The organism is Kitasatospora sp. McL0602 (assembly GCF_052076145.1).
In the GTDB taxonomy this organism is placed as follows: Bacteria; Actinomycetota; Actinomycetes; order Streptomycetales; family Streptomycetaceae; genus Kitasatospora.
The window spans coordinates 412175-434453 of record NZ_CP197246.1 but is presented as its reverse complement, the minus strand read 5'-3'; the positions used below and the strand labels follow the sequence as shown (position 1 = coordinate 434453).

Here is a 22279-nt window from a genome sequence, read left to right as displayed (position 1 = left end):
TTCTCGGCATGGCCGGCCTCGGCGCGATGCCGGGGGACGGTGGACTAATGGTCGGCCAGCAGCGCGCAGACGAAGTCCTCCTCGACGGCGCGCAGGTGTGCCAGCAGGTCCGGGTTGCCCTTCTGGTTCACCTGTTCGGCGACGGAGAGGGTGAGGCTGCGGCGGCCGTCCGGGGTGCCCACGGCGAGCTGGGTGTAGCCCGCGGTGTTGCCTGTGTGCCCGTACACCGCACCGCACCGGGTGGTGTACTCGAAGATCGCCAGCCCGGCGCGGTTGGTTCCCGGACCGGCCGGCTCGGAGGCGCCCGGGACGAAGGCCCGCTGCTGCCGGCGGGTCGCGTCGCTGATCAGCGGGCCGCCCGCGTACCCGGCCATGAACGCGCTGAAGTCCTTCGGGGTGGACACCAGGCCGCCCGACGCCCAGGACCCCGAGGCGCCGAACAGGGTGCTGACGTCCTCCGTCGGGCTGCCCGGCTCGACGTCGTAGCCGTGCAGGTAGGGCTCGGGCAGCTGGTAGTCGGACGGGAGGCTGGTCTGCGTGAGTCCCAGCGGCTGGTAGACCTCGGAGGCGAGCAGGTCCTCGTAGCGCTGCCCGGTCGCGGCCTCGGCCATCAGGGCGACGGCGATGTTGTCGGAGTTGGAGTACTGGTAGCGGGAGCCGGGGTCGAACCCCAGGTCCTTGTCGGCGACGAAGTCCAGGAGATGCCGGGAGTCGAACACCCGGTGCGGATCGGCGCGGATCAGCTCAACGAAGTCCGGTGCGGCGCTGTAGTCCGGCAGGCCGCTGGTGTGGTTGAGCAGCTGGCGCAGCGTCACCGAGCCCCAGGCGGCCGGCAGCGAGGGCAGGCGGTCGGCGATGGTGTCGTCCAGCCCCAGCAGCCCGCAGTCGACCAGGCGGAGCGCGACCGCGCCACTGAACGCCTTCGCAGCACTGGCGAGGCGCATGTGGTCGGTGGGGCGGGGTGGCCGGTCGGTGCCGACCTCGGCCACCCCGGCCCGGTACACCCGCAGGCGGTCGCCGTCGCGGAGCACCGCGATGGCGCCGGGCGGGCCGTCCGGGCGGTCGACCAGTTCCTGCAGGCGGGCCCGGAGCGCCCGCTCGCCGTCGCCGCCGGGCCCCGCCAGGGCGGGCCCGGCGGGCACCAGCGCCAGCGAGGCGGTGAGCAGGACGGCAACCGCGCGCCCGTGACGGCGGGGCAGCGTCGAACGGCGGGAGCGTAGTGACACGGCGGGGCCTCCGGACGGCGACTCGGCGGCGGGAACGGTGGCCGCTCTAGCAGCAAGGAATCACCCGTCGACGGCCCGGAGAAACGGCCGGACGCCCGCCGTGACCCGGCTGGCCGAGTGCGCCGTCCCAGTCTCAGCTGAGCTCAGGCCAGCTCAGCTCAGCTCAGCGAGTCGGTCGGGCGATCGGGCGGCCCGGTGGCCGATGCTGGTGGCCATGGACGTAGTCATCGCAGGTGGGCACGGGCAGATCGCGCTGCGGCTGGAGCGGCTGCTCGTCGCCCGGGGAGATTCGGTGACCGGGCTGATCCGGCGGGCCGGGCACGCGGAGGAGCTGACGGCTCTCGGTGCCCGGCCCGTCGTATGCGACCTGGAGGTGATCACGCCCGACGCCCTCGCGGAGGTGCTGCGCGGGGCCGACGCGGTGGTCTTCGCGGCAGGCGCCGGCCCGGCCAGCGGGAGCGCGCGCAAGGACACCGTCGACCGGGCCGCCGCCGCGCTGCTCGCGGACGCGGCCGAACTGGCCGGCGTACGGCGGTACCTGATGATCAGCACGATGGGGCTCGACAGTGCGGGCGCCCCCGGCATGGACGCCGAGTTCAGCGACTACCTGCGGGCCAAGGCCGCCGCCGAGGACGACCTGCGGGCCCGTGACCTGGAGTGGACGGTGCTGCGCCCCGGACCGCTCACGGACGACCCGGGCACCGGCCTGGTCCGGCTCGCGGAGCCGCCGCTGCCGCTCGGCTCCGTGCCCCGGGACGACGTCGCCCTGGTGCTGCTGGCCCTGCTGCACTCGCCCGGCACGGCCGGGAAGACCCTGGAGCTGACCTCGGGGGACGAGCCGGTGGCGGTCTAGAGCTGCGCCGCGAACACCCGTGTCAGCAGCTCGTGCAGCTGGGCGCGTTCGGCGGTGTCGAGGGGGGCGAGCAGGGTGTCCTGGACGGCCTCGGCCTCGGTGGTGAGGGTGGCGAGCAGGGCCAGGCCGGACGGGGTGACGGTGACCTGGACGCGGCGGCGGTCGGCGGTGTCCCGGGCGCGTTCGACGTGGCCGGGGGCCGCCAGGTCGTCGATCACCTTGACGACGTCGCTCGGGTCGATGCCGAGGCGGTCGGCGAGCTCGCGTTGCGCGTGCGGCCCGAAGTCGGCGAGGGCGGCGAGCACCGCCATGTGCCAGAGCCGCAGGCCGCGTTCGCCCAGCCGGGTGGCGAGCGCGCCGCGCGCCGTCTTGCCGGTCCGGGAGAGGAGGTAGGTGGTGAGGGCGGAGAGGCTGGGCGGGGTCTCGGTCACGTCGACTATCGTAGGCCACGGCCAATAGTTGGTCACCACCTACGAAATGGGGGTCACGCCATGGACGCACTGCACCCGCGCCTGCTGGTCGGCCGGTATGCCGACGCCTTCCGCTTCTACGACGCCGTGCTGCCCGAGCTGATCGGCGCGACCCGCACCCGGGGCTCGGCCGACGGCCCGTACGCGAGTTGGGACGTCGGGGCGGAGGGGGTGCTGGCGATCTTCGACCGCGCGGTGTCGGCGGCGGCGCTCGGGCTGGCGGAGGGCGGGAGCGGCGGGGGCCTGGACCGGGCGATGTTCGTCAGCCGGGTCGAGGACGTCGACCGGGGCTACGAGCTGTGTCTGCGGCACGGCGGCGAGGCCGTCGCCGCGCCCGCCGACCGGCCCGAGTGGGGGCCGGGGATGCGGACGGCGCACCTGCGCGACCCGGACGGCAACCTGCTGGAGCTCCAGTCCTACTGACCAGACATCGGCCGGGGGAAATGGGCTGGCGGCCCGGCCGCCCGTACCGGCATGCTGGCCGGATGCTGATCAGAGAAGCCGAGGTGGCGGACTGGCCCGCCATCTGGCCGTTCTTCCATGAGATCGTCGCCGCCGGCGAGACGTTCACCTTCCCGACCGACCTCACGCGGGACGACGCCCAGGGCTGGTGGCTGCTGCCCGCCCCGGGCCGGACGGTGGTCGCCGTCGACGAGGCGGGCGCCGTGCTCGGCACGGCGAAGATGAACACCAACCACCAGGGCAACGGCTCGCACATCGCGAGCGCCAGCTACATGGTCGACCCGGCCCGGTCGGGGCGTGGGGTGGGGCGGGCGCTCTGCGAGTACTCGATCGCCTGGGCGCGGGCGGCCGGCTACCGGGCGATGCAGTTCAACGCCGTGGTCGAGACCAACGTGCCCGCGGTGAAGCTGTACCGCTCGCTGGGCTTCGAGGTGCTGGGCACCCTGCCGAAGGGCTTCCGGCACCCGGTCGAGGGCTACGTCGGGCTGCACATCATGCACCTCGCGCTCTGACCGCCGACCGGCCCGCTCAGGTGCCCTCGGTCTGGAGCAGCTGGACGCGGGCGGGGTCGAAGGCGACCCAGTGCGGCGGGCGGCCGCTCCGGGCCGTCCGGATGCGGCACCAGCTGCGGCCGTCGGGGGCCTGCCACCAGGCGTTGATCCGCCCGAGCTGCCAGCTGCCGTCCTCGTGCCGGATCTCCACCGGCTGGTACACCTGCCGGAGTTCCGCCTCCGGGGGCTCCGGCAGCACGGTCTCCGGCTGCAGGGCGTCCGGCCGCAGGGTCTCCGGCACCGGAAGCGATGCGGTTCGGTGATGGATCGTCAAGGCTGAACCCTTGCTCGACGGGTAGGACTGAAGGGGCTGCCGGGCAGCCCGTTCGACTCTACAGGCTTGTAGAGGAAGGTCAGGGGGGCCTGTCAGGTGGGCGGTGGGGTTCGTCGCGACATGTCTCTACAGTGTTGTAGATTTCAGCATCGTCTGTACGGGGGCGCCGGGGCGCCGCAATCACCCAAGGAGGGGCCGTGGGAGTCACACTTGCCAAGGGCGGCAACGTCTCGCTCACCAAGGAGGCACCGGGCCTGACGGCCGTGTCGGTCGGCCTCGGCTGGCAGTCCCGCACCACCACCGGCGCCGACTACGACCTCGACGCCAGCGCGCTGCTCTGCGGCGCGACCGGCAAGGTCGTCTCCGACCTCCACTTCGTCTTCTTCAACAACCTCACCAGCCCGGACGGCTCCGTCCAGCACACCGGTGACGAGCTGGCGGGCGGCACCGGCGACGACGACGACGAGACCATCAACGTCGACCTCTCGATGGTGCCCGCCGAGGTCGCGAAGATCGTCTTCCCGGTCTCCATCTACGAGGCCGACTCCCGGGGCCAGACCTTCGGCCAGGTCCGCAACGCCTACATCCGCGTGGTCAACCGCGCCGACGGCCGCGAGCTGGCCCGCTACGACCTCACCGAGGACGCCTCCACCGAGACGGCCATGCTCTTCGGCGAGCTCTACCGCTACGGCGCGGAGTGGAAGTTCCGCGCCGTCGGCCAGGGTTACGCCTCCGGCCTGCGCGGCATCGCCCTCGACTTCGGCGTCAACGTCTGACGTCTGGCCTCTGACCGCTGGCGTCTGCCGCAACCTCGCGCCTGTGCGGGCTCCGCCGCAGGCGCGGGGCCAGGCTCAGCGTGACGGCCACCGAGAGGGTGCCCATCACCGCCATCGTCGTCTCGGGGGAGAGTCGGCCGGCCAGTGCCCCGGCGAGGGCCGCGCAGAGCGCCTGCACCGTCAGCATGCCCGAGGTGTGCAGGCCGAGCGCCTGCCCCCGGGTCTCGGCGGGGACGAGTGCGAGCAGCCGCTCCTGGTAGAGAAGGCTGACGCTGAACCCCGCCGAGGCGACGGCGACCAGGGCGATGCCCGTACCCGGGCCGGGGTGCAGCGGGAAGAGCAGGTAGGGCGCGGCCAGCAGCAGCGGCGCCAGGGTGAGCAGCGGGCGGCGCCACGCCTGCGGGAGGAAGCGCCCGGTCAGCGTGTCGCCGGCCAGCATGCCGACGGCCCCGGCCATGAAGAGTGCCCCCGCCGAGGCGCCCGCGTACGGGACGAACATCGCCTCCGCGCCGACCATCAGGCCGTTCGGCAGCCACAGCCCGACGTACACCGCCCGGATCGCCGGGTCGCCCAGCAGCCGCCGGTTGACCACCCAGGTCTGCCGGACGGACGGGCGGCCGCTCGCGCGGGCCGGGCGGCGCCGAAGACCGAGCCGGGCGGTCAGGGCCGCGGTGAGGTAGAGGCCCGCGCTCAGCAGCAGCGCGGCGCGCGGGGAGAGCAGGTGGATCAGGGTGGCGCCCAGGCCGTTGCCCAGGATCTGCACCACGCTGCCGGTCATGCTCAGCACCGAACGCCCGAGCAGATAGCCCTCGGCCGGGAGGATCTCCGTCACCAGCCCCCAACGGACAGCCCCGCCGACGGAGTTGACGAGCCCGACGGCCAGCACGATCGCCAGCAGCACCGGCACGCCCGTACCCGGGACGGCGAGGGCCAGCGCCGCCACGGCGAAGACCAGCGCGAGCACGACGGTGGTGCGGCGCGGCGGCAGGTGGTCGGCGACGGAGAGCAGCGTGGTGGCGCCCAGCACCTGGGCGAAGGACGCCCCGTACATCGACACGGCGGCGAGCAGCGCCGAGCCCGTCCGGTCGAAGACCAGGGTGGCGAGCGCCAGGCTGCTGACGGTGCCGCCCGCGACCAGGCAGGCGACGACCCCGAACAGCGGGGTGAATTCGGGTGTGCGAAATATCTCTCGGTACGTGCGCATGCCGGTAAGGGTGGAGCGCCGACCGGGCCCGGCCCTACTGTTTCGGCCTGGGACGAAAGCAGCGAGGCAGGCGGGCAGAGGGGGCGGTGGGGCGTGGGGCTCTGGCTGGTGGACGCGGACGTGCTGGCGCGCAGCCGGTTCGTGGTCTCGCCGCTGATCGAGACGGTCGCGGCGCTCGGGGTGCTGAGCGACGAGCGGCCCGAGCCGTGGCAGCGGCCCTGGCTGGCCCGGCACCTGACGGCCTACCGGGCGCGGCTGGCGGCCGACCCGGTCGCCCGGGTCTGGGTGGGTTCCGTGCTGCGGACGCGCTGGATGCCGGACTTCGTCGGGATGCCGCCCCGGCCGGGGGAGAACTCCTTCGACCAGGAGCTGGCCCGGCTGCGGGCGACCCCGGCGGACGTGGCACACGCCGACATCGCGGTCAGCTGCCAGGGCGTGCTGCCGGCACCGCTGGCCGTGCCGGACGTCGCCGAGCGGGTCGGCGACCTGCTGGCCTGGGTCTGGGAGCGGGCGGTCGAGCCCGACTGGCCCCGGCGGGCCCGGATCTTCGAGGCCGACATGGTGAGCCGCATCCACCTGATGGGCCGCCAGGGCTGGGCCACCGCCGTGGAGGACCTCATCCCGCAGCTGCGCTGGCTCGGCGACGGGCGGCTGCGGATCAACGGCTCCGACCGGCCTGCCCGGGACCTGACCGGCGCGGAGCTGCTCTTCGTGCCGAGCAGCGCCCGGCGCGGGTGGGTGGCCTGGGACCTGCCGGAGCGGTACGCGGTGATCTACCCGGCCTCCGGGCTGCTGGCCGAGCCCCGGCTCGAGGCGCCGCCCGCCCTCGGGCGGCTGCTGGGCAGCACCCGGGCGGGGCTGCTGGCGCGGCTGGAGCCGCCGCTGAGCACGAGTCAGCTGGCGGCGCTGACGGGCCTGGGCGTCGGCACGGTGGGGGACCACCTCAAGGTGCTGCTCGACGCCCGGCTGGTCGCCCGGCGCCGCTCCGGGGCGTCCGTGCTGTACTACCGGACGGGGCTCGGCGAGCAGTTGGTCGCCGAACCCCGTCCGGTCTGACGGGCTGCGTTTTTCGGCCGGGCTGTGGGCCGTCAGGGCGCGGAGGTGAGGCGGACCGCCGAGGTGCCGAGCCCGGCCGGGCCGCTGAGCAGGCCCGTCAGCGGCGCGGCGTGGCCGCCGAGCACGGCCTCCTCGTAGCGGTGGCAGCCCTGGTGCCAGTTCAGGATGCCGATCAGCCAGTCCTTGAGCTCGCCCGCGTACCGGTCGAGTGCGCGGCGGATCTCGGGGGCGAGGTCGAAGTCCTCGTACATGGCGGGGAAGGCGTTGGCGATCAGGTGCTGGAACTCCCGCATCCGGGACGACATCAGGTCGGTCACGATCCCCTGGGCCTCGGCCCGGCCGCAGTCGAAGAAGTTCTGGACGACCAGGACGCCGTTGTGGATCTCGCCCTCGTACTGGATCTCCTTCTGGTAGGAGAACAGGTCGTTGAGCAGGCAGGCGTAGTCGGAGGCGGCCTTCTCCAGGGCCTGCACCGGCCGCAGCGCGAAGACCTCGTCCGGCACGGTCTGGCTCTGGGCGAGCCGGGAGAGGCTCATCGTCAGGTCGGAGCCGAAGGTCATCCGGCGCATCTCGATGTAGTCCACCGGGTCGGGGATGCGGTTCTGGATCTGGTTGGAGATCTCCCAGAGCCAACTGGCCGTCATGTCCTCGACGGCGGTGCGGAACTTGCGGCGGCCGCTCTGGCTCATCGGGCCCGCCGTACGCTCCCAGAGGTCGGCGAGCCCCCGCTCCAACGCGCTGGACGGGGTGGGCGCCGCGACGGCGGAGTCGATCGGCATGAAGAGCGAGAGCCGCTCGTTGCAGGCCTTGGCGGCGGTCATGTTGAGGGTGCGGCCGAAGACCACGGGGAAGTAGTCGTCGGCGTAGGTGCCCCAGGAGAGCCAGTCGCTGGTGAGGTTCAGCTCGTCGAGGGAGGCGTCCGGGTGGATGCCGGCGGAGCAGAGCGGGAAGTCGAAGCCGCGCAGCGAGCGCTCGGTCCACAGCCCGCTGCCGGGCAGGCCGGGCAGCGCGTCGTAGAAGCCCATCCGGCCGCACCACTCGGCGGTGTGGTCCCGGGAGGCGTCCAGGTGCGGGCTGAGCCGGAGCTGGAAGGGCACGTCGAAGTCGGGCAGGTCCGTCGGCCCGACCTGCTGGAACGGGACGTGGGTGAAGCTGCGCAGCCTGGTCGGCATGGTCGCCGCCAGGGAGCTGAGCACGCTGCTGGCCGAGGTGCCGAGGCCGGAGGGCGCGCCGAAGAAGGTGGTGGCCGCGGCGGCCGGGCCGCCGTACTCGCCGTTCATGTAGCGGCTGGAGCGCATGTGCCACTCGTGGCCACCGGACTGCCAGTCCTGGAGGCCCTTGACGTAGGAGAGCACGTCGGCGCAGGACTTCGGGTCGAGCCCGGTCTCCTGGAAGAGCGGGGTCAGCTCGGTCAGGGCGGTGTGCTCGAACTGCTGGAGCCGGGACGTCAGCAGGTCGTTGACGGCCTCGGCGGCCTCCTGGGTGGAGCAGTCGAGGAAACGTTCGAGTACCAGGATGCCGTTCGACAGCTCGCCCTCTTCCTGGATCTCCCGCTCGTAGGAGAAGAGGTCGTTCCGCAGGTGCACACCGTCCGAGAAGGTGTCCCGGAGCACCCGCAGCGGCCGGCTGGCCGCGATCACGGCGGGGACCTCGGCACCCACGGCGTGCTCGATCAGCCCGGCCGACCACGGCGCACCGCCGACCTTGCGGCGCATCTCGATGTACTCGACGGGGTTGGCGACCCGGCCCTCGTCGATGTTGGAGAGCTCCCAGAGCGACTCGTCCAGCAGGTGCTTGGTGCTCTCGGCGAAGCGCGTCAGCCAGCTCTCGGACATGCCGGGCACGGTACGGGCCCAGAGGTCGGCGAGGCCCTGCTCGACCTGGTTGGTCGGCTCCGGCACCACGGCCCCCGGCCGCACCGGCATGAAGGCGGGGAGCCGGTCCAGGTACTCCTTGGCCCCTGCGGTGTCCAGGGTGCGCTTGAAGATGTCGAGGAAGTGGTCGTCGAAGAAGAAGACCCAGACGTACCAGTCGGTGATGAGGGAGAGCTCCTCGCTGGAGCAGTCCGGGTGGGTGTAGGCGCAGAGCAGAGCGTAGTCGTGGGAGTCGAAATCCTGTTCGTCCCAGATGCCCGACCCCTCGATCATCTGCATTTCGCGGGCCCACGCCTTCGAGTGCTCGCGGGCCGCTTCGAGGTGCGGATTCAACCGCGCCGGGTACGGCGTGTAGAACTCGGGGAGCTTGAAGGGTTGGGGCATCGGTGCCTGGCCTTTCCTCGGGTACTGTCCCGCCGGTGGATCAGCGCTCACGGTAGGGCGACAGGCGTACGGATGGGCCCGAGGAGACGTACCTTCGCCCGATCAGGTGAATCCTGGGGGAGGTGGGGTTGATGAGGCGGAGGGGCCCGGTAAGGGCCGGCCTGGCATTAATCGGTATGACATTAATAGGCCGCACCGGTAATCATCGGCGGCAATTGCGGGAAAATTCGCCCGGAGGTTGCCCGCGCCGCGCGGCCGTCGATATGGTCTGGCCTCATGAAAGTGAAATCGACGACGAGTTGTGGGGTTTACCTGCCGAGGCTGACGAAACTGCCCACGGGAGCCGTCACCGTCACCCGGGTCGCCAAGATGCGGGACTATTCGGCCGTTCAGCGGATGCACAGCCGGTGTTCGGCCGAAAGCCGGACGATAAGGTACTTCACCCCCACCTCCGGGCTCTCCACCCGGGGCTGGCACGATCTCTGCGACCAAGGCCGGGGCCTCACGCTCATCACCACTCCCCGGGCCGACACCCGCAAGGTGATCGCGATGACCAACGTCCTGCACACGTACGAGGACGGCGTGGTCGAGTTCGCCGTCCTGGTCGAGGATGCTTGGCAGTCACGCGGGCTGGGCAGCGCACTGGCCTCGTACGCGCTCGAATCCGTCCGCACCCAGGGCGCGCGCGCACTCACCGCCTCGGTGATGGCGGTGAACGGGCGGGCGATGCGGATGCTGCGCCGGATCGGTGCGACGACCAGCTCCCCGCCCGGTTCGGAGGTGGATTTCCGGGTCGACATCGATATTTGACCGGGCCGTTTCGGCGGTATGCCGTCGGTGGCAGCCCGGATATTCGGGTGAATTCTGCTGTACGGGTGAACTGCCGTCGGTTCGGCCAATTCACCCGACCCGGCGAATTATGCGCGCCGGGCCCGCTCGGCTCCGGGCGGCGCTCACCTCCGGCCGGCGCTTATCCTCGGTCCGCACTCGCAGACCGGCGGCGGAAGACCTCGGGGCGGGCGGTGTCCAGGGCGGTGGCGAGGGCGCCGAGCAGGACGGCGTCCTCGCCGAGCAGGCTCGCGGCCAGCCTGGGTCGCAGCGGGGTGAGGGCGTGGAGGGCCCGCTCGACCGGGGCGAGCAGCAGGTCGGCGCTGTGGCCGAGGCCGCCGCCGAGCACCACCAGATCGGGGTCGAGCACGCTGGCGGCGACGGCCACGGCGTAGGCGAGCTGCTCCGCCTCGCGCTGGACGGCGGCCAGCGCGGCGGGGTCGCCCGTACGGGCCGCGTCGAACACCTGCTTGGCGTCGGCCGCGCCGCGTAGCCCGAGCTGCTCGGCCGTGCGGACCACCGCCTCGGCGGAGGCGGCGTGTTCGAGGGTGTTCGCCGAGTTTGTGGTGCCTGCCGTGCCTGCGGCGCTGGCCGTGCCGCCGGGCAGGGGCAGGAAGCCGATCTCGCCGGCTGCGCCGTGCGCGCCCTGGCGGAGCTTGCCGCCGGAGACGACGCCCATGCCGAGGCCGGTGCCGATCAGGAGGTAGACGAAGACCTTGCTGCCGGAGCCCGCGCCGCGTGCGTACTCGCCGAGGGCGGCCAGGTTGGCGTCGTTGTGCACGCTGATCGTGGTGTCCAGTCCGGCGCCGATGCGGTCGAACAGCCCCCGGCGCCCCCAGCCCGGCAGGTTGGCCGCGTACCGGACCCGCTGCTGCGAGGCGTCCCAGACGCCCGGGGTGCCGATCGCGGCGTGCACCACCTGTTCCGGTCGCAGCCCGGCCTCGGCGATCGCGGCGCGGGCCGCCTCGACCACCGCGTCGGCGACTTCGTCGGCGGTGCGGCCGTGGTTGGGCACGTCGCGGCGGGCGGTGACGGCCCCGGCCAGGTCGGCGACGGCGACCCGCAGCCAGCCCCGGCCGATGTCGATGCCGAGCACGTGACCGGCCGTCGGGTCCGGCTCGTACAGCACGGCGACCCGGCCGCGCTCGGGCGCGAGCAGCCCGGCCTCGCGGGCGAGCCCGGCCTGTTCGAGCGAGGCGAGCGCGGCGGAGACGGTCGGCTTGGAGAGGCCGCTGTCCCGGGCGAGTTGGGCGCGGGAGGCCGGGCCGCCGGTGCGCAGCCGCTCCAGCAGGAGCCACTCGTTGGTGCTGCGCAGGCGCTGCTGGTTCCACGGCTGGTCGTGGGGGTGGTCGTTTGGCTGGGTGTGGGTGGTCTCGGACACGGGCCCCCGGGCCGGTTCGGGGCCCGCGCCGGGTCCGGTGGCCGGGTGGGAGCTCATGGGGTGCCTCCTGGGGTGTGCGCGGTTCGGGCAGCTGATCATCCTATGGGCCGCGCGGCCTGTGCGGGTTGTGGTGGCGTTTCTCTTGACGCATCAAGTAAGGGTCTTTAACTTAATCACGCCCGGCGCCTTTCGTCAGCGCCGCCCGGCGCCTCCCGGCGTCGCACCTCCTCCCCCCACGCCTCCCGGAGGTACCTCGTGTCACCCGGATTCGTCCGCCGCATCGGCCTGTTCCAGGCCACCGCCATCAACATGAGCCAGATGTGCGGCATCGGCCCGTTCGTCACCATCCCGCTGATGGTCGCCGCCTTCGGCGGGCCGCAGGCCGTCATCGGCTGGATAGCCGGCGCCGTCCTGGCCCTCGTCGACGGCCTGGTCTGGGCCGAGCTCGGCGCCGCCCTGCCCGGCTCCGGCGGCAGCTACCGCTACCTCCGCGAGGCCTTCCAGCACCGCAGCGGGCGGCTGATGCCGTTCCTGTTCGTCTGGACGGCGATGCTCTTCATCCCGCTGATCATGTCCACCGGCGTGGTCGGCTTCGTCCAGTACCTCGGCTACCTGCTGCCCGGCATGACCCAGGGTCAAAGCGATCTCGTCGGCCTCGCCCTGGTCGTGGTCGTCACCCTGCTGCTCTGGCGCCGGGTCGAGAGCGTTGCCCGGATCACCACCGTGATGTGGGCCGTGATGATCGTCTCCGTCGCCGCCGTCATCCTCGCCTGCTACACCCACTTCACGCCGTCCCGGGCGTTCAGCTGGCCCGCGCACGCCATCCAGCTGACCCACGGCCAGTTCTGGATCGGCTTCGCCGCCGGGCTCACCATCGGCATCTACGACTACCTCGGCTACAACACCGCCGCCTACCTCGGTGCCGAGGTCAAGGACCCCGGCCGGGTGATGCCCCGCGCGATCGTCTACTCGATCGTCGGGATCATGGGCATCTACCTGCTGCTGCAGATCGGTGTGCTCGGCGTGATCGACTGGCACGAGATGCTCGACCCCGGCTCCACCGCCTCGCAGTCCGTCGCCTCCGCCGTGCTGGAACGCACCTGGGGGCGCGGCGCCGCCGACGTCGTGACCGTGCTCATCCTGATCACCGCCTTCGCCTCCGTCTTCACCGGCCTGCTCGGCGGCTCCCGGGTGCCGTACGACGCCGCCCGCGACGGCGTCTTCTTCCGCGCCTACGGCAGACTGCACGCGAAGCACCGCTTCCCCGTGCTCGGGCTCCTCACCATGGGCGCCGTCACCGCAGTCGGCTTCTACGTCGGCCGCCACGTCTCCACCAGCGCCGCGCACCCGCCGCTGACCGTGCTGATCGACCTGCTCACCACCGTCATGGTCCTCGTCCAGGCACTCGCCCAGATCGTCGCCCTGACGGTGCTCCGGCGCCGCCGCCCCGAGCTGGAGCGTCCGTACCGGATGTGGCTCTACCCCGCACCGAGCATCCTGGCGGCCGTCGGCTGGCTGGTCATCTACGGGTACGCCGACCGCAACTCGCCCGGCTTCCACCCCATTGAGTGGTCGCTCGCCTGGGTCGCGGCGGGCTGTGGCGCCTTCCTGCTCTGGGCGAAGTTCGAACGCACCTGGCCGTTCGGGCCGAAGGAGTTCGCGGATGGGCCCGACCTGTCGGATCAGCCGGATCAGCCGGACCAGCCGGAGCTGACGCTGTGACCGGATTGTTGGCGTGAGGACGGAGTGCGGCCGGGGCCGTCGGTGATGATGGGAGCTGACGGTCCGGTAGGACGAACAGCGGAACGAAGGCGGTCGGGCATGACGGAGCATCTGGTGGTCATCGGTGGTGACGCCGCCGGGATGTCGGCGGCCTCGCAGGCCCGGCGCCGGCGCGGCACCGACGAACTCCGGATCACCGCCTTCGAGCGCGGCAACTTCACCTCGTACTCGGCCTGCGGCATCCCGTACTGGGTCGGCGGCGAGGTCGCCGAGCGGGACTCGCTGATCGCCCGCACCCCCGACCAGCACCGGGCCAACGGCATCGACCTGCGGCTCGGCACCGAGGTCACCGAGATCGACCGGGCGGGGAAGCGCGTCCGCACCCGCGAGCTCGCCACCGGCGTCGAGGAGTGGACGGCGTACGACCAGCTGGTCATCGGCACCGGCGCGGAGCCGATACGGCCCGCCCTACCGGGCTTCGACGCGCCCGGCGTGCACGGCGTGCAGAACCTCGCCGAGGGCGCCGCGCTGATCAACTCCCTCCGGGACGGGCTGCGCACCGCCGTCGTGGTCGGCGGTGGGTACATCGGCGTCGAGATGGCCGAGGCGATGGCGCTGCGCGGGCTGCGCGTCACGCTGGTCAGCCGCCCGGCCGAGCCGATGCCCACCCTCGACCCGGACATGGGCCGCCTGGTGCGGCTCGGCATGGAGAAGCTCGGCATCGAGGTCCTCGGCGGCGCCGAGGCGGTCGAGGTGCTGCTCGGCGCGGACGGCCGCCCCACCGCCGTCCGCAGCACGGCCGGCGAACACCCTGCCGACCTGGTCGTGCTCGGGCTCGGCGTCCGCCCCCGGACGGCCCTCGCCCGCGCCGCCGGGCTGCCGCTCGGTGCCCACGGCGGGCTGCTGACGGACCGCTCGATGCGGGTCGTCGGCACCGACGACGTCTGGGCGGGCGGCGACTGCGTCGAGGTGCTCAACCTCGTCTCCGGCGGCCACCAGTACGTCGCGCTCGGCACCCACGCCAACAAGCACGGCCTGGTGATGGGCACCAACCTCGGCGGCGGCGACGCCATCTTCCCCGGGGTCGTCGGCACCGCCGTCACCAAGGTCTTCGACCTGGAGATCGCCCGCACCGGTCTGAACGAGCGCGAGGCCGCCGCCGCCGGGCTGCGCTGGAAGTCCGCCGTCATCGAGTCGACGGCGCGCGCCGGGTACTACCCCGGCGCCGAGCTGATGACGGTCAAGATGCTGGCGGAGGAGGGCAGCGGACGCCTGCTCGGCGTGCAGATCGTCGGCGGCGCGGGCGCGGGCAAGCGGATCGACATCGCGGCCGTCGCACTGACCGCCCGGATGACGGTCGGCCAGATGATCTCCCTCGACCTCGCCTACGCCCCGCCGTTCTCGCCCGTCTGGGACCCGGTGCTCGTCGCCGCCCGCAAGGTCGCCGGACGGATCGGCCAGAACCCCTCGTAGCCGGTGAGGTCCCCCTGAGGGGATCTCACGCGGTGAGGTAGCCCCCCGGCAGCGCGGTGAACAGCGAGCCGGAGGGGCCGCCGACCTCCCACGGCCGGTACGCGGTGTCCGGGGGGACGGTGAGCGTCAGCGCGCAGTCGAAGACGAGGCGGAGGCCGCCCGCAGCGGTGGCCGCTGCCTCGGCGATCCGGGCGCCGGGCAGCCGGAGCAGCCCGCCCGTCGGGTGCAGGGCCAGGCTGGGGAAGAAGTGCTCCACCCCCGAGGGGCCGCCCAGCCGGAAGTCGCTCGCCACCGTGAGAGTCAGCCGCCCGGACAGGCCGAGCACCAGCTCGGTCCCGTATCGCACGGTCTCGACCTGGCGGCCGCCGAGTACGGCAGCGAGTGCGTCGGTCATGCAGTCCTCCCGGGGCCACGGGCTGTTCCGCACCCATTGTCGCGCGCTGACCTGCGCGTGTCAGGACTTCCGCGCGCCCGGCCGCGCCTCTGCGCACCGGACGAGGCGAGGGCGTCCAATGGTTCCCGTCCGGCGTCGCAAGCGCGGAACGGAGCAGCTGATGACCGTGTCGTACCGGAGGATCTACGCCGAGCCCGGCCCGGAGGAGGGCCCCCGGGTGCTCGTCGACCGGCTCTGGCCGCGAGGGCTCAGCAAGGCCGACGCCGGGTACGACGAATGGCTGCGCGACCTCGCCCCCTCGACCGAGCTGCGCCGCTGGTACGCCCACGAGCCCGACCGGTACCCGGAGTTCCGTCGCCGCTACCGCGCAGAACTGGCTGCACCGGCCGCGGCCGAACCGCTCCGGCACCTGCGCGAGCTGGCGGCAGCCGGGCCGCTCACCCTGCTGACCGCCTCCCGGGCGGTGGAGCTGAGCAACGCGGCGGTGCTCGCGGAACTGCTCGACGAGCAGGGCTGACGCGAGCTTCTCTGCGCGGAGGCGTGCGGCGGGCATGCGGCGGGCCGGCGCCTCGGAGTGAGGAGACCGGCCCGTGCAGTGGCGCGGTGACGTTACGCCGGGGCCTTCGCGTTCTCCTCGACCTGGGCGTACGGCGCGATCTTCTTGATCGACTCGATGCTCTTCAGGCACAGCTCCTTCGACTCGTGCGCGTCGCTGGTGACGACGACCGCGCCGTTGCTGGCCTTGAGCCGGAAGCGGTGCATGCCCGACTCGTCGTAGTAGAGCTCGAACTTGCCTGCCATGGACTTTCACCTCTCGTGTGGGTAGCCCCCTCCTGACGCACCGTAGGCTGGACCAGCCGCCCTCGCCTGCGGGGTCACCCGTCCGGGGTGCGGGTTCGGCGGGGGCCACCCCGCGTGCCGCCCCGTTCTACGTCTACGCCTCCGAGGCCCGGACCCGGATCGTTGCCCCGCGCCAGGCGATCGACCCGGTCACCCCGCCACCTCCCGCGAAGCCCGACTGCCTCTGTCAGCGTCCTGCAGCCAGTGCAGCTCGTGCGCCAGGGTTTTGGCGACGGCACGGATGCGGTGGTGCAGTGGCGACTGCTCGCGTGGGAGGACCAGGTGGTACGTCAGGCTGGGCGCGTCCCGTAGCGGTCGCCAGGTGAGACCGGCCGGTTGTGCCGTGGCTGCGGCTTCTCCGGCCGGGGCGAGGGTGACCCCGTCGCGCAGGTCGCGCTGAGACATGTCGAAAGAGAGTGCGGGCGTGTGGAATCGGGGGTGTGGTCGGGTGTCCCGGAACAGTGCGGACAGCTGATCGTGGATCACGGGGTTGGCCGCACGGTCCGGGAGTCGCAGCGGATACGCGGCCGCGTCGGCGATCTCGATCTCCGGGTGTTCGGCCAGCGGATGGTGCTGCGCCAGCTGGACCCCGATGCGCGTACGCCGCAGCAGGAACCGGCGCACGCCACGGCCCGGCTGTTCACCGCGGGTGATCCCGGCATCGATGCGGCCGTCGGCGACCGCGGGGGAGATCTCCGGTGTCGCCATCGGGACCGCGCCGACCTCGAGTCCGCTATTGCCGCGGATCAGTCTGTCGACCAGGGCCGGTGCCGTCTCGGCCCCGGCGCTGAGGCTGTATCCGATGCGCAGCGTGCCCAGTTCACCGGCCGCCGCGCTCCGGGCGGTGTCCCATGCTCGGTCCAGCGCCGCAAGCGCGGGCGGCGCGGACTCCGCCAAAGCCGCACCGGCCGTGGTCAATACGACGCTACGCGTGGTACGGACCAGCAGGGCCGTACCGAGTTCCGCCTCCAGTCGGCGCATCCGGGCGCTGAGTGCGGGCTGTGCGATACCGATCCGTGCGGCCGCGCGGGTGAAGTTCAACTCCTGCGCCAGGACCAGGAAGTACCGCAGGCTCACCGTATCCGGCGCCACGTGCCCTCCCTGCCGATTGATAACGATCCGTTCTGAGCCTATCCCGTACCGGTCTTTCCCTCGGCCGCACATCAAGCCCTAACCTGCGCATGCCGGGATCGATCGATCCGAGTGTCAATTCGAAGTCGGACCTGTCCGGCCGAACACAGGAGGTTGCCATGGCCGAGGGCTACTGGGTCAGTGTCTACCCCGCCATATCCGACCCTGGGATGCTGACTGCCTACGAGAAGCTGGCCGGTCCGGCTGTCCGGGCCGGGGGCGGGCGCCTCCTGTCCCGTGGCGGTCGAGTCGTCGCCCACGAGGCCGGAATCACGCAACGCGTCGTTCTGATCGAGTTCGACAGCTTTGAACAGGCCGTCGCGGCATACGAGAGCGAGGCATACCAGAAGGCGCTGGTGGCCCTCCCCGACGGCTTCGAGCGCGACTTCCGCATCATCGAAGGCATCGACTGACCGGCGGGCCCAGCATCGTTGAGTATCCGTCACCGCTCTACATGGAGTGGATCAGAACCGTTGGAATTCCCCACCGGCGGCCAGTTAGGGGGGAGCTGACTGGTCGCCACTGGTGACTGATTGTGGAGGGCTGCTATGCGGCCCGAGTGAGGTCCATGGTCCAGTTGGTGCGCCATGTGGTGCCACCGTCGTACGAGAACGCCTGCTCCCAGCGCGGGGCATCCAGGTTGCGGGCGGTCCACTGGAAGCGCACCTTCACCGTGTGCCCACCCAGGACGTCATCACAGAAGAACTGGCCGACGCCGTCTGTGAAGGAGCCCTCGACGTAGGGGTCCAGGTGTCCCGGCCGGCCGCTGGCGGCCCACCAGATCCGCCACACCTTGGCCTCCGGGTCGAACTGCCGCAGCGTGAAGCCCTCGAAGGCATCGGTCCAGATCCGGTCGACGTGCCCCAGGCCGCCGAGGATCGGTTCTGCGGCTGCCGTGGCGTCGAACTCGGTCCACTCCTCGCAGGCAGGGTCGGTGACGTCGGCCAGCTTGCGATTACGCACCTGCCAGCGGCCGAAGATGAAGTCGAAGTCGGAACGCCCATCGGCGGGTACGGCAGAACTCACAGCGGTGCCTCCTGGAATATCGCGCTGCCGACTCGGTTCGGGCAGCGGCAGGCGCGCAATCGTACGTTCCGATGCCGTGCACGGTGACAACATTTTGATCAAGCCGTTGATGCTCGCAAGTACGCCTCGCCGGTCGGATGAATGCGCGGGGTTGGCGGGGCGGCTGCGGTGGGATCGGGGCGTCCCGTCTCCACCCGCACGTACGGAGCCCGCATGCGCGTCCGCTCAGCTTTCGGAACCGTCCTAGTACTGCAACGGTGCTTGCCGTGACGGTTGTCGGGTTCGCTCGTTGGGCTGTTCATGGGTGGGGACATATCCGAGGTCGATGCTCGCCGCTGGTCGGATGGGCTTGCCGGGTTGCATGAGCGGTTTGCGCACCGGTTCGCGCGGAGCGAGTCGCGGGAGTCGGCGTTGGCCTACATGCGAGGCCTGTTGGCTCCGCTGGAGCGCAAGAACGGCTGGACGGTGGCAGAGGAGGCCGGGCATGGCGGCCCGGATCGGATCCAACGGCTGCTGAACCGTATCGACTGGGACCCGGACGCGGTGCTCGACGACGTGCGTGAGTACGTGGTCGAGCACCTGGCCGACCCGGGCGGTGTGCTGATCGTGGACGACACCGGGTTCCTGAAGAAGGGCGTGCGGTCCGCCGGGGTCCAAAGGCAGTACTCCGGCACCGCGGGCCGCACCGAGAACTGCCAGGTCGGAGTGTTCCTCGCGTACTCGAGCGGGCGGGGCCGGACCCTGATCGACCGGGCGCTCTACCTACCGAAGTCCTGGACCGACGACCGCGAGCGCTGCCGAACCGCCGGGATCGACGACGGCGTCGAGTTCGCTACCAAAGTCCAGCTTGCGAGGGCGATGGTCCGCCGAGCGATCGACGACCGGATCCCGTTCCGCTGGGTGACCGCGGACGCGGGATACGGTTACAGCAAGGGCTGGCGCTACGAGCTCGAGCAGGCCGACGTGTTCCACGTCGTGGCCACCACCCGGCACGACACCGTCGTCACCCGGCAGGCCATGGACCACCGCCTCCACGACCTGGTCGCCGATCTACCCCGGCAGAAGTGGAAGCGCCGGTCCTGCGGCGAGGGCGCCCATGGTCTGCGGATCTACGACTGGGCCCGCGTCGAGGTCCGACCGTGGCACCGGCCCGACCGCAGGCACTGGGTTTTGGCCCGCCGGAGCGCCGCCGACCCGACGAAGGTCGCCTACTACATCGCCTACGCGCCCGCCGACGCCACGCTCAACGAGTTGATCGCCGTCGCCGGCGCCCGCTGGGCGGTCGAGGAGTGCTTCCAGAGTGCGAAGGGTCAGTGCGGTCTGGACGACTACCAGGTCCGCCGTCATTCGGGCTGGTACCGGCACATCACTCTCGCCATGGCCGCCCATGCCTACCTCACCGTCATGCGGGCCCAGCACCTTGAAAAGGGGCCGGACCTGCTCGAACGTCAGACCTGATCCCGCTGACCGTCCCCGAGATCCGCCGGTTGATCACCGGCCTCACGCGGCCTGTCCGCCGAAGCATCGACCACGTCCTGCACTGGTCCCGATGGCGCCGCAGACGCCAGCACCAGGCCCGGACCAGCCACTACAAGCGACGAGGCCACAGCCCAAGAGCTGAAGCCTCGTCAGGACAAGCACCGTTGCAGTACTAGGAGCTGTTCGGGGTTCGGATCATGTGGGTGAAGTGAGGTGCTTCAGCCACATGATCGAGCCTCGGAGGTGGAGTCCTGCCTCGAAGCTCTCCGGACTCTTGTCGTAACGAGTGGCCACCCCGCGCCAGGTCTTGACCTTCTGGAAACAACGTTCGACGGTGTTCCTCTCCTTGTAGAGCTCGGCATCGTGGCTGACGGGCCGGCCGCCCCTGCTGCCCTTCTTCTTGCGGTTGGCGGCCTGGTCCCTCTTCTCCGGGATGACGGCTCTGATGCCACGCTTGCGCAGGTAGGCCCGGTTGGCCCTGGAGGAGTAGGCCTTGTCCCCGGCGACCGTGTCCGGCCTGGTGCGCGGGCGGCCGACCGGCCCGGGGACCCTAATTTTCTCCAGCACGGTCCGGAACTGCGGGCAGTCCGCCGCCTGACCTGGTGTCAGGACAAAGGCGAGCGGAAGCCCTACGGAGTCGACCGCGGCATGGATCTTGCTGCTCAGGCCGCCCCGGGACCGGCCGAGTCCGGCAGCCTTCGCACGGGCTTTGCCACGACGCCGCGTTGCGGCAGGACCCGCACTTGCCTGGCCTGCACCGGTCGTGTCCGCTGAGGCCTGCGATGCACCACCCGCCACACCGGCGGCTGGCGCGGCAGCGGAGCCCCTTTTTCCTCGGTCAGTGCCTGCTCGAGGGCATCCAGAGTCTCCCCGGCAACCGCCAGCCCGGCGGAGTCCTGGTGCGCGCGCACAACCGTGGAGTCCACGCTCACCAACTCCAGACCCACCAGCCCACGCCCGGCCGCCTCCGCGATCAACGCGTCCATCAACCCCTGGAACACCCCGGCCCTGGACCAGCTGCTGAACCGGGAGTACACCGTGGACCAGGGCCCGTACCGCTCCGGGACATCACGCCAACCCGACCCGGTACGAAACCGCCAGATCACCCCGTTGAACTGCTCCCGCACCCGCCGAGGCAACGGCCCCGTAGCCGCGACCGGCAGAAGGGGCTCGATCAGCATCCACTCGGCATCCGTCACATCAAAACGCGCCACACCCGAGTTCTACCAGCAGCCAGCACGGCAAAGAGATCCGAACCCCGAACAGCTCCTAGTACTGCAACGGTGCTTGTCCTGACGAGGCTTCAGCTCTTGGGCTGTGGCCTCGTCGCTTGTAGTGGCTGGTCCGGGCCTGGTGCTGGCGTCTGCGGCGCCATCGGGACCAGTGCAGGACGTGGTCGATGCTTCGGCGGACAGGCCGCGTGAGGCCGGTGATCAGTCGGCGGATCTCGGGGACGGTCAGCGGGATCAGGTCTGACGTTCGAGCAGGTCCGGCCCCTTTTCAAGGTGCTGGGCCCGCATGACGGTGAGGTAGGCATGGGCGGCCATGGCGAGAGTGATGTGCCGGTACCAGCCCGAATGACGGCGGACCTGGTAGTCGTCCAGACCGCACTGACCCTTCGCACTCTGGAAGCACTCCTCGACCGCCCAGCGGGCGCCGGCGACGGCGATCAACTCGTTGAGCGTGGCGTCGGCGGGCGCGTAGGCGATGTAGTAGGCGACCTTCGTCGGGTCGGCGGCGCTCCGGCGGGCCAAAACCCAGTGCCTGCGGTCGGGCCGGTGCCACGGTCGGACCTCGACGCGGGCCCAGTCGTAGATCCGCAGACCATGGGCGCCCTCGCCGCAGGACCGGCGCTTCCACTTCTGCCGGGGTAGATCGGCGACCAGGTCGTGGAGGCGGTGGTCCATGGCCTGCCGGGTGACGACGGTGTCGTGCCGGGTGGTGGCCACGACGTGGAACACGTCGGCCTGCTCGAGCTCGTAGCGCCAGCCCTTGCTGTAACCGTATCCCGCGTCCGCGGTCACCCAGCGGAACGGGATCCGGTCGTCGATCGCTCGGCGGACCATCGCCCTCGCAAGCTGGACTTTGGTAGCGAACTCGACGCCGTCGTCGATCCCGGCGGTTCGGCAGCGCTCGCGGTCGTCGGTCCAGGACTTCGGTAGGTAGAGCGCCCGGTCGATCAGGGTCCGGCCCCGCCCGCTCGAGTACGCGAGGAACACTCCGACCTGGCAGTTCTCGGTGCGGCCCGCGGTGCCGGAGTACTGCCTTTGGACCCCGGCGGACCGCACGCCCTTCTTCAGGAACCCGGTGTCGTCCACGATCAGCACACCGCCCGGGTCGGCCAGGTGCTCGACCACGTACTCACGCACGTCGTCGAGCACCGCGTCCGGGTCCCAGTCGATACGGTTCAGCAGCCGTTGGATCCGATCCGGGCCGCCATGCCCGGCCTCCTCTGCCACCGTCCAGCCGTTCTTGCGCTCCAGCGGAGCCAACAGGCCTCGCATGTAGGCCAACGCCGACTCCCGCGACTCGCTCCGCGCGAACCGGTGCGCAAACCGCTCATGCAACCCGGCAAGCCCATCCGACCAGCGGCGAGCATCGACCTCGGATATGTCCCCACCCATGAACAGCCCAACGAGCGAACCCGACAACCGTCACGGCAAGCACCGTTGCAGTACTAGGCGCGGTCCTGCTCGCCGTCGCCGTTCCCACCTCGGCTCAGGCCGCCACCGGTGTGTTCATCTATGACGTGAGGGGCGGGCCGCCGCAGACGATCGTGGACCCGGAGCCCTGGAAGTGCTACGACTTCCCACCGAATGTGATCGAAGCCTTCAACCGCACCTCGGCGGCCGCGATGGTGTTCCAGGACGCCGGG

General features: G+C 71.4%; 23 protein-coding genes and 1 pseudogene. 11 read left to right on the top strand and 13 right to left on the bottom strand.

Features of this window, described 5'->3' with window-relative positions; all coding sequences use genetic code 11:
* Positions 1-44 precede the first annotated feature (44 nt).
* Positions 45-1226 carry a serine hydrolase domain-containing protein gene (locus ACR68M_RS02080; protein ID WP_441248636.1) on the bottom strand — a complete coding sequence of 394 codons (1182 nt, stop codon included), beginning with the start codon at positions 1224-1226 and terminating at the stop codon, positions 45-47.
* A gap of 214 nt (positions 1227-1440) precedes the next feature.
* Between ACR68M_RS02080 and ACR68M_RS02075 the strand changes: the two genes are divergently transcribed.
* On the top strand, positions 1441-2079 hold the full coding sequence (locus ACR68M_RS02075) for an NAD(P)H-binding protein (RefSeq protein ID WP_441248635.1): 639 nt from the start codon (positions 1441-1443) through the stop codon (positions 2077-2079).
* On the opposite strand, the gene ACR68M_RS02070 is transcribed toward ACR68M_RS02075, so the two are convergent.
* Positions 2076-2510 carry a MarR family winged helix-turn-helix transcriptional regulator gene (locus tag ACR68M_RS02070; protein WP_441248634.1) on the bottom strand — a complete coding sequence of 145 codons (435 nt, stop codon included), beginning with the start codon at positions 2508-2510 and terminating at the stop codon, positions 2076-2078. The two genes, ACR68M_RS02075 and ACR68M_RS02070, sit on opposite strands and share 4 nt — an antisense overlap.
* Positions 2511-2570: 60 nt before the next feature.
* Between ACR68M_RS02070 and ACR68M_RS02065 the strand changes: the two genes are divergently transcribed.
* Entirely contained in the window at positions 2571-2972 is a 402-nt protein-coding gene (locus ACR68M_RS02065; protein ID WP_441248633.1) for a VOC family protein, read from the top strand.
* A gap of 62 nt (positions 2973-3034) precedes the next feature.
* Positions 3035-3523: an N-acetyltransferase family protein gene (locus ACR68M_RS02060; protein WP_441248632.1), complete on the top strand. Its 489-nt coding sequence runs from the start codon at positions 3035-3037 to the stop codon at positions 3521-3523.
* A gap of 16 nt (positions 3524-3539) precedes the next feature.
* Here ACR68M_RS02060 and ACR68M_RS02055 read toward each other — a convergent pair whose 3' ends face one another.
* On the bottom strand, positions 3540-3803 hold the full coding sequence (locus tag ACR68M_RS02055; RefSeq protein WP_441248631.1) for a hypothetical protein: 264 nt from the start codon (positions 3801-3803) through the stop codon (positions 3540-3542).
* A gap of 230 nt (positions 3804-4033) precedes the next feature.
* Between ACR68M_RS02055 and ACR68M_RS02050 the strand changes: the two genes are divergently transcribed.
* The gene (locus tag ACR68M_RS02050) at positions 4034-4612 is read left to right on the top strand and encodes a TerD family protein (RefSeq protein WP_441248630.1); all 579 of its coding nucleotides are present in this window, start codon (positions 4034-4036) and stop codon (positions 4610-4612) included.
* Here ACR68M_RS02050 and ACR68M_RS02045 read toward each other — a convergent pair.
* Complete coding sequence (locus ACR68M_RS02045) at positions 4602-5816, bottom strand: MFS transporter (RefSeq protein WP_441248629.1); 1215 nt, start codon at positions 5814-5816, stop codon at positions 4602-4604. The genes ACR68M_RS02050 and ACR68M_RS02045 overlap by 11 nt on opposite strands.
* A 93-nt stretch (positions 5817-5909) precedes the next feature.
* Between ACR68M_RS02045 and ACR68M_RS02040 the strand changes: the two genes are divergently transcribed.
* Entirely contained in the window at positions 5910-6872 is a 963-nt protein-coding gene (locus tag ACR68M_RS02040) for a helix-turn-helix domain-containing protein (RefSeq protein WP_441248628.1), read from the top strand.
* Positions 6873-6904: 32 nt separating this feature from the next.
* Here ACR68M_RS02040 and ACR68M_RS02035 read toward each other — a convergent pair whose 3' ends face one another.
* Positions 6905-9130, bottom strand: a complete 2226-nt coding sequence (locus tag ACR68M_RS02035; protein WP_441248627.1) for a family 2 encapsulin nanocompartment cargo protein terpene cyclase — start codon at positions 9128-9130, stop codon at positions 6905-6907.
* 276 nt (positions 9131-9406) lie between these two features.
* On the opposite strand from ACR68M_RS02035, the gene ACR68M_RS02030 reads away from it, so the two are divergent.
* The gene (locus tag ACR68M_RS02030; protein WP_441248626.1) at positions 9407-9940 is read left to right on the top strand and encodes an N-acetyltransferase family protein; all 534 of its coding nucleotides are present in this window, start codon (positions 9407-9409) and stop codon (positions 9938-9940) included.
* Between the two features lie 160 nt (positions 9941-10100).
* Here ACR68M_RS02030 and ACR68M_RS02025 read toward each other — a convergent pair whose 3' ends face one another.
* Positions 10101-11396 (bottom strand): ROK family transcriptional regulator, encoded by a 1296-nt coding sequence (locus tag ACR68M_RS02025; RefSeq protein WP_441248625.1) that lies wholly within the window; start codon positions 11394-11396, stop codon positions 10101-10103.
* Between the two features lie 252 nt (positions 11397-11648).
* On the opposite strand from ACR68M_RS02025, the gene ACR68M_RS02020 reads away from it, so the two are divergent.
* Both ACR68M_RS02020 and ACR68M_RS02015 read left to right on the top strand, forming a co-directional pair.
* A complete protein-coding gene (locus ACR68M_RS02020; RefSeq protein ID WP_441251807.1) occupies positions 11649-13061 on the top strand; it encodes an APC family permease in 1413 nt (470 codons plus the stop codon).
* A 99-nt stretch (positions 13062-13160) separates the two neighbouring features.
* Positions 13161-14534 carry an FAD-dependent oxidoreductase gene (locus ACR68M_RS02015; RefSeq protein WP_441248624.1) on the top strand — a complete coding sequence of 458 codons (1374 nt, stop codon included), beginning with the start codon at positions 13161-13163 and terminating at the stop codon, positions 14532-14534.
* Positions 14535-14559: 25 nt separating this feature from the next.
* On the opposite strand, the gene ACR68M_RS02010 is transcribed toward ACR68M_RS02015, so the two are convergent.
* Positions 14560-14928, bottom strand: a complete 369-nt coding sequence (locus tag ACR68M_RS02010) for a DUF6188 family protein (RefSeq protein WP_441248623.1) — start codon at positions 14926-14928, stop codon at positions 14560-14562.
* A 160-nt stretch (positions 14929-15088) separates the two neighbouring features.
* On the opposite strand from ACR68M_RS02010, the gene ACR68M_RS02005 reads away from it, so the two are divergent.
* Complete coding sequence (locus tag ACR68M_RS02005; protein ID WP_441248622.1) at positions 15089-15445, top strand: DUF488 domain-containing protein; 357 nt, start codon at positions 15089-15091, stop codon at positions 15443-15445.
* A gap of 92 nt (positions 15446-15537) precedes the next feature.
* On the opposite strand, the gene ACR68M_RS02000 is transcribed toward ACR68M_RS02005, so the two are convergent.
* Complete coding sequence (locus ACR68M_RS02000) at positions 15538-15729, bottom strand: YegP family protein (protein ID WP_441248621.1); 192 nt, start codon at positions 15727-15729, stop codon at positions 15538-15540.
* A gap of 189 nt (positions 15730-15918) precedes the next feature.
* Complete coding sequence (locus ACR68M_RS01995; RefSeq protein ID WP_441248620.1) at positions 15919-16860, bottom strand: LysR family transcriptional regulator; 942 nt, start codon at positions 16858-16860, stop codon at positions 15919-15921.
* A gap of 158 nt (positions 16861-17018) precedes the next feature.
* Between ACR68M_RS01995 and ACR68M_RS01990 the strand changes: the two genes are divergently transcribed.
* On the top strand, positions 17019-17312 hold the full coding sequence (locus ACR68M_RS01990; protein ID WP_441248619.1) for a DUF1330 domain-containing protein: 294 nt from the start codon (positions 17019-17021) through the stop codon (positions 17310-17312).
* A gap of 133 nt (positions 17313-17445) precedes the next feature.
* Here ACR68M_RS01990 and ACR68M_RS01985 read toward each other — a convergent pair whose 3' ends face one another.
* Positions 17446-17925: a hypothetical protein gene (locus tag ACR68M_RS01985; RefSeq protein WP_441248618.1), complete on the bottom strand. Its 480-nt coding sequence runs from the start codon at positions 17923-17925 to the stop codon at positions 17446-17448.
* A gap of 300 nt (positions 17926-18225) precedes the next feature.
* Between ACR68M_RS01985 and ACR68M_RS01980 the strand changes: the two genes are divergently transcribed.
* Positions 18226-19383 carry an IS701 family transposase gene (locus ACR68M_RS01980; RefSeq protein WP_441246950.1) on the top strand — a complete coding sequence of 386 codons (1158 nt, stop codon included), beginning with the start codon at positions 18226-18228 and terminating at the stop codon, positions 19381-19383.
* Positions 19384-19599: 216 nt separating this feature from the next.
* On the opposite strand, the pseudogene ACR68M_RS01975 reads toward ACR68M_RS01980, so the two are convergent.
* The 3 genes and pseudogenes from ACR68M_RS01975 to ACR68M_RS01965 form a co-directional block, all read right to left on the bottom strand.
* Positions 19600-20121: pseudogene (locus tag ACR68M_RS01975) on the bottom strand (IS5 family transposase); the annotation flags it as partial.
* Positions 20067-20585: a transposase gene (locus ACR68M_RS01970; RefSeq protein WP_441251795.1), complete on the bottom strand. Its 519-nt coding sequence runs from the start codon at positions 20583-20585 to the stop codon at positions 20067-20069. The gene ACR68M_RS01970 and the pseudogene ACR68M_RS01975, both read right to left, overlap by 55 nt.
* Positions 20586-20870: 285 nt before the next feature.
* Positions 20871-22028: an IS701 family transposase gene (locus ACR68M_RS01965; protein WP_441246950.1), complete on the bottom strand. Its 1158-nt coding sequence runs from the start codon at positions 22026-22028 to the stop codon at positions 20871-20873.
* Between the last annotated feature and the right edge of the window lie 251 nt (positions 22029-22279).

Bases quoted from the DNA above. Each gene is read 5' to 3' on its own strand.
- ACR68M_RS01970 (WP_441251795.1), bottom strand. From the start codon at position 20,585: ATGCTGATCGAGCCCCTTCTGCCGGTCGCGGCTACGGGGCCGTTGCCT.
- ACR68M_RS02045 (WP_441248629.1), bottom strand. From the start codon at position 5,816: ATGCGCACGTACCGAGAGATATTTCGCACACCCGAATTCACCCCGCTG.
- ACR68M_RS02030 (WP_441248626.1), top strand. From the start codon at position 9,407: ATGAAAGTGAAATCGACGACGAGTTGTGGGGTTTACCTGCCGAGGCTG.
- ACR68M_RS01980 (WP_441246950.1), top strand. From the start codon at position 18,226: ATGGGTGGGGACATATCCGAGGTCGATGCTCGCCGCTGGTCGGATGGG.
- ACR68M_RS02035 (WP_441248627.1), bottom strand. From the start codon at position 9,130: ATGCCCCAACCCTTCAAGCTCCCCGAGTTCTACACGCCGTACCCGGCG.
- ACR68M_RS02060 (WP_441248632.1), top strand. From the start codon at position 3,035: ATGCTGATCAGAGAAGCCGAGGTGGCGGACTGGCCCGCCATCTGGCCG.
- ACR68M_RS02005 (WP_441248622.1), top strand. From the start codon at position 15,089: ATGACCGTGTCGTACCGGAGGATCTACGCCGAGCCCGGCCCGGAGGAG.
- ACR68M_RS02025 (WP_441248625.1), bottom strand. From the start codon at position 11,396: ATGAGCTCCCACCCGGCCACCGGACCCGGCGCGGGCCCCGAACCGGCC.
- ACR68M_RS01965 (WP_441246950.1), bottom strand. From the start codon at position 22,028: ATGGGTGGGGACATATCCGAGGTCGATGCTCGCCGCTGGTCGGATGGG.
- ACR68M_RS02065 (WP_441248633.1), top strand. From the start codon at position 2,571: ATGGACGCACTGCACCCGCGCCTGCTGGTCGGCCGGTATGCCGACGCC.
- ACR68M_RS02015 (WP_441248624.1), top strand. From the start codon at position 13,161: ATGACGGAGCATCTGGTGGTCATCGGTGGTGACGCCGCCGGGATGTCG.
- ACR68M_RS01990 (WP_441248619.1), top strand. From the start codon at position 17,019: ATGGCCGAGGGCTACTGGGTCAGTGTCTACCCCGCCATATCCGACCCT.
- ACR68M_RS02075 (WP_441248635.1), top strand. From the start codon at position 1,441: ATGGACGTAGTCATCGCAGGTGGGCACGGGCAGATCGCGCTGCGGCTG.
- ACR68M_RS02000 (WP_441248621.1), bottom strand. From the start codon at position 15,729: ATGGCAGGCAAGTTCGAGCTCTACTACGACGAGTCGGGCATGCACCGC.
- ACR68M_RS02020 (WP_441251807.1), top strand. From the start codon at position 11,649: ATGAGCCAGATGTGCGGCATCGGCCCGTTCGTCACCATCCCGCTGATG.
- ACR68M_RS02010 (WP_441248623.1), bottom strand. From the start codon at position 14,928: ATGACCGACGCACTCGCTGCCGTACTCGGCGGCCGCCAGGTCGAGACC.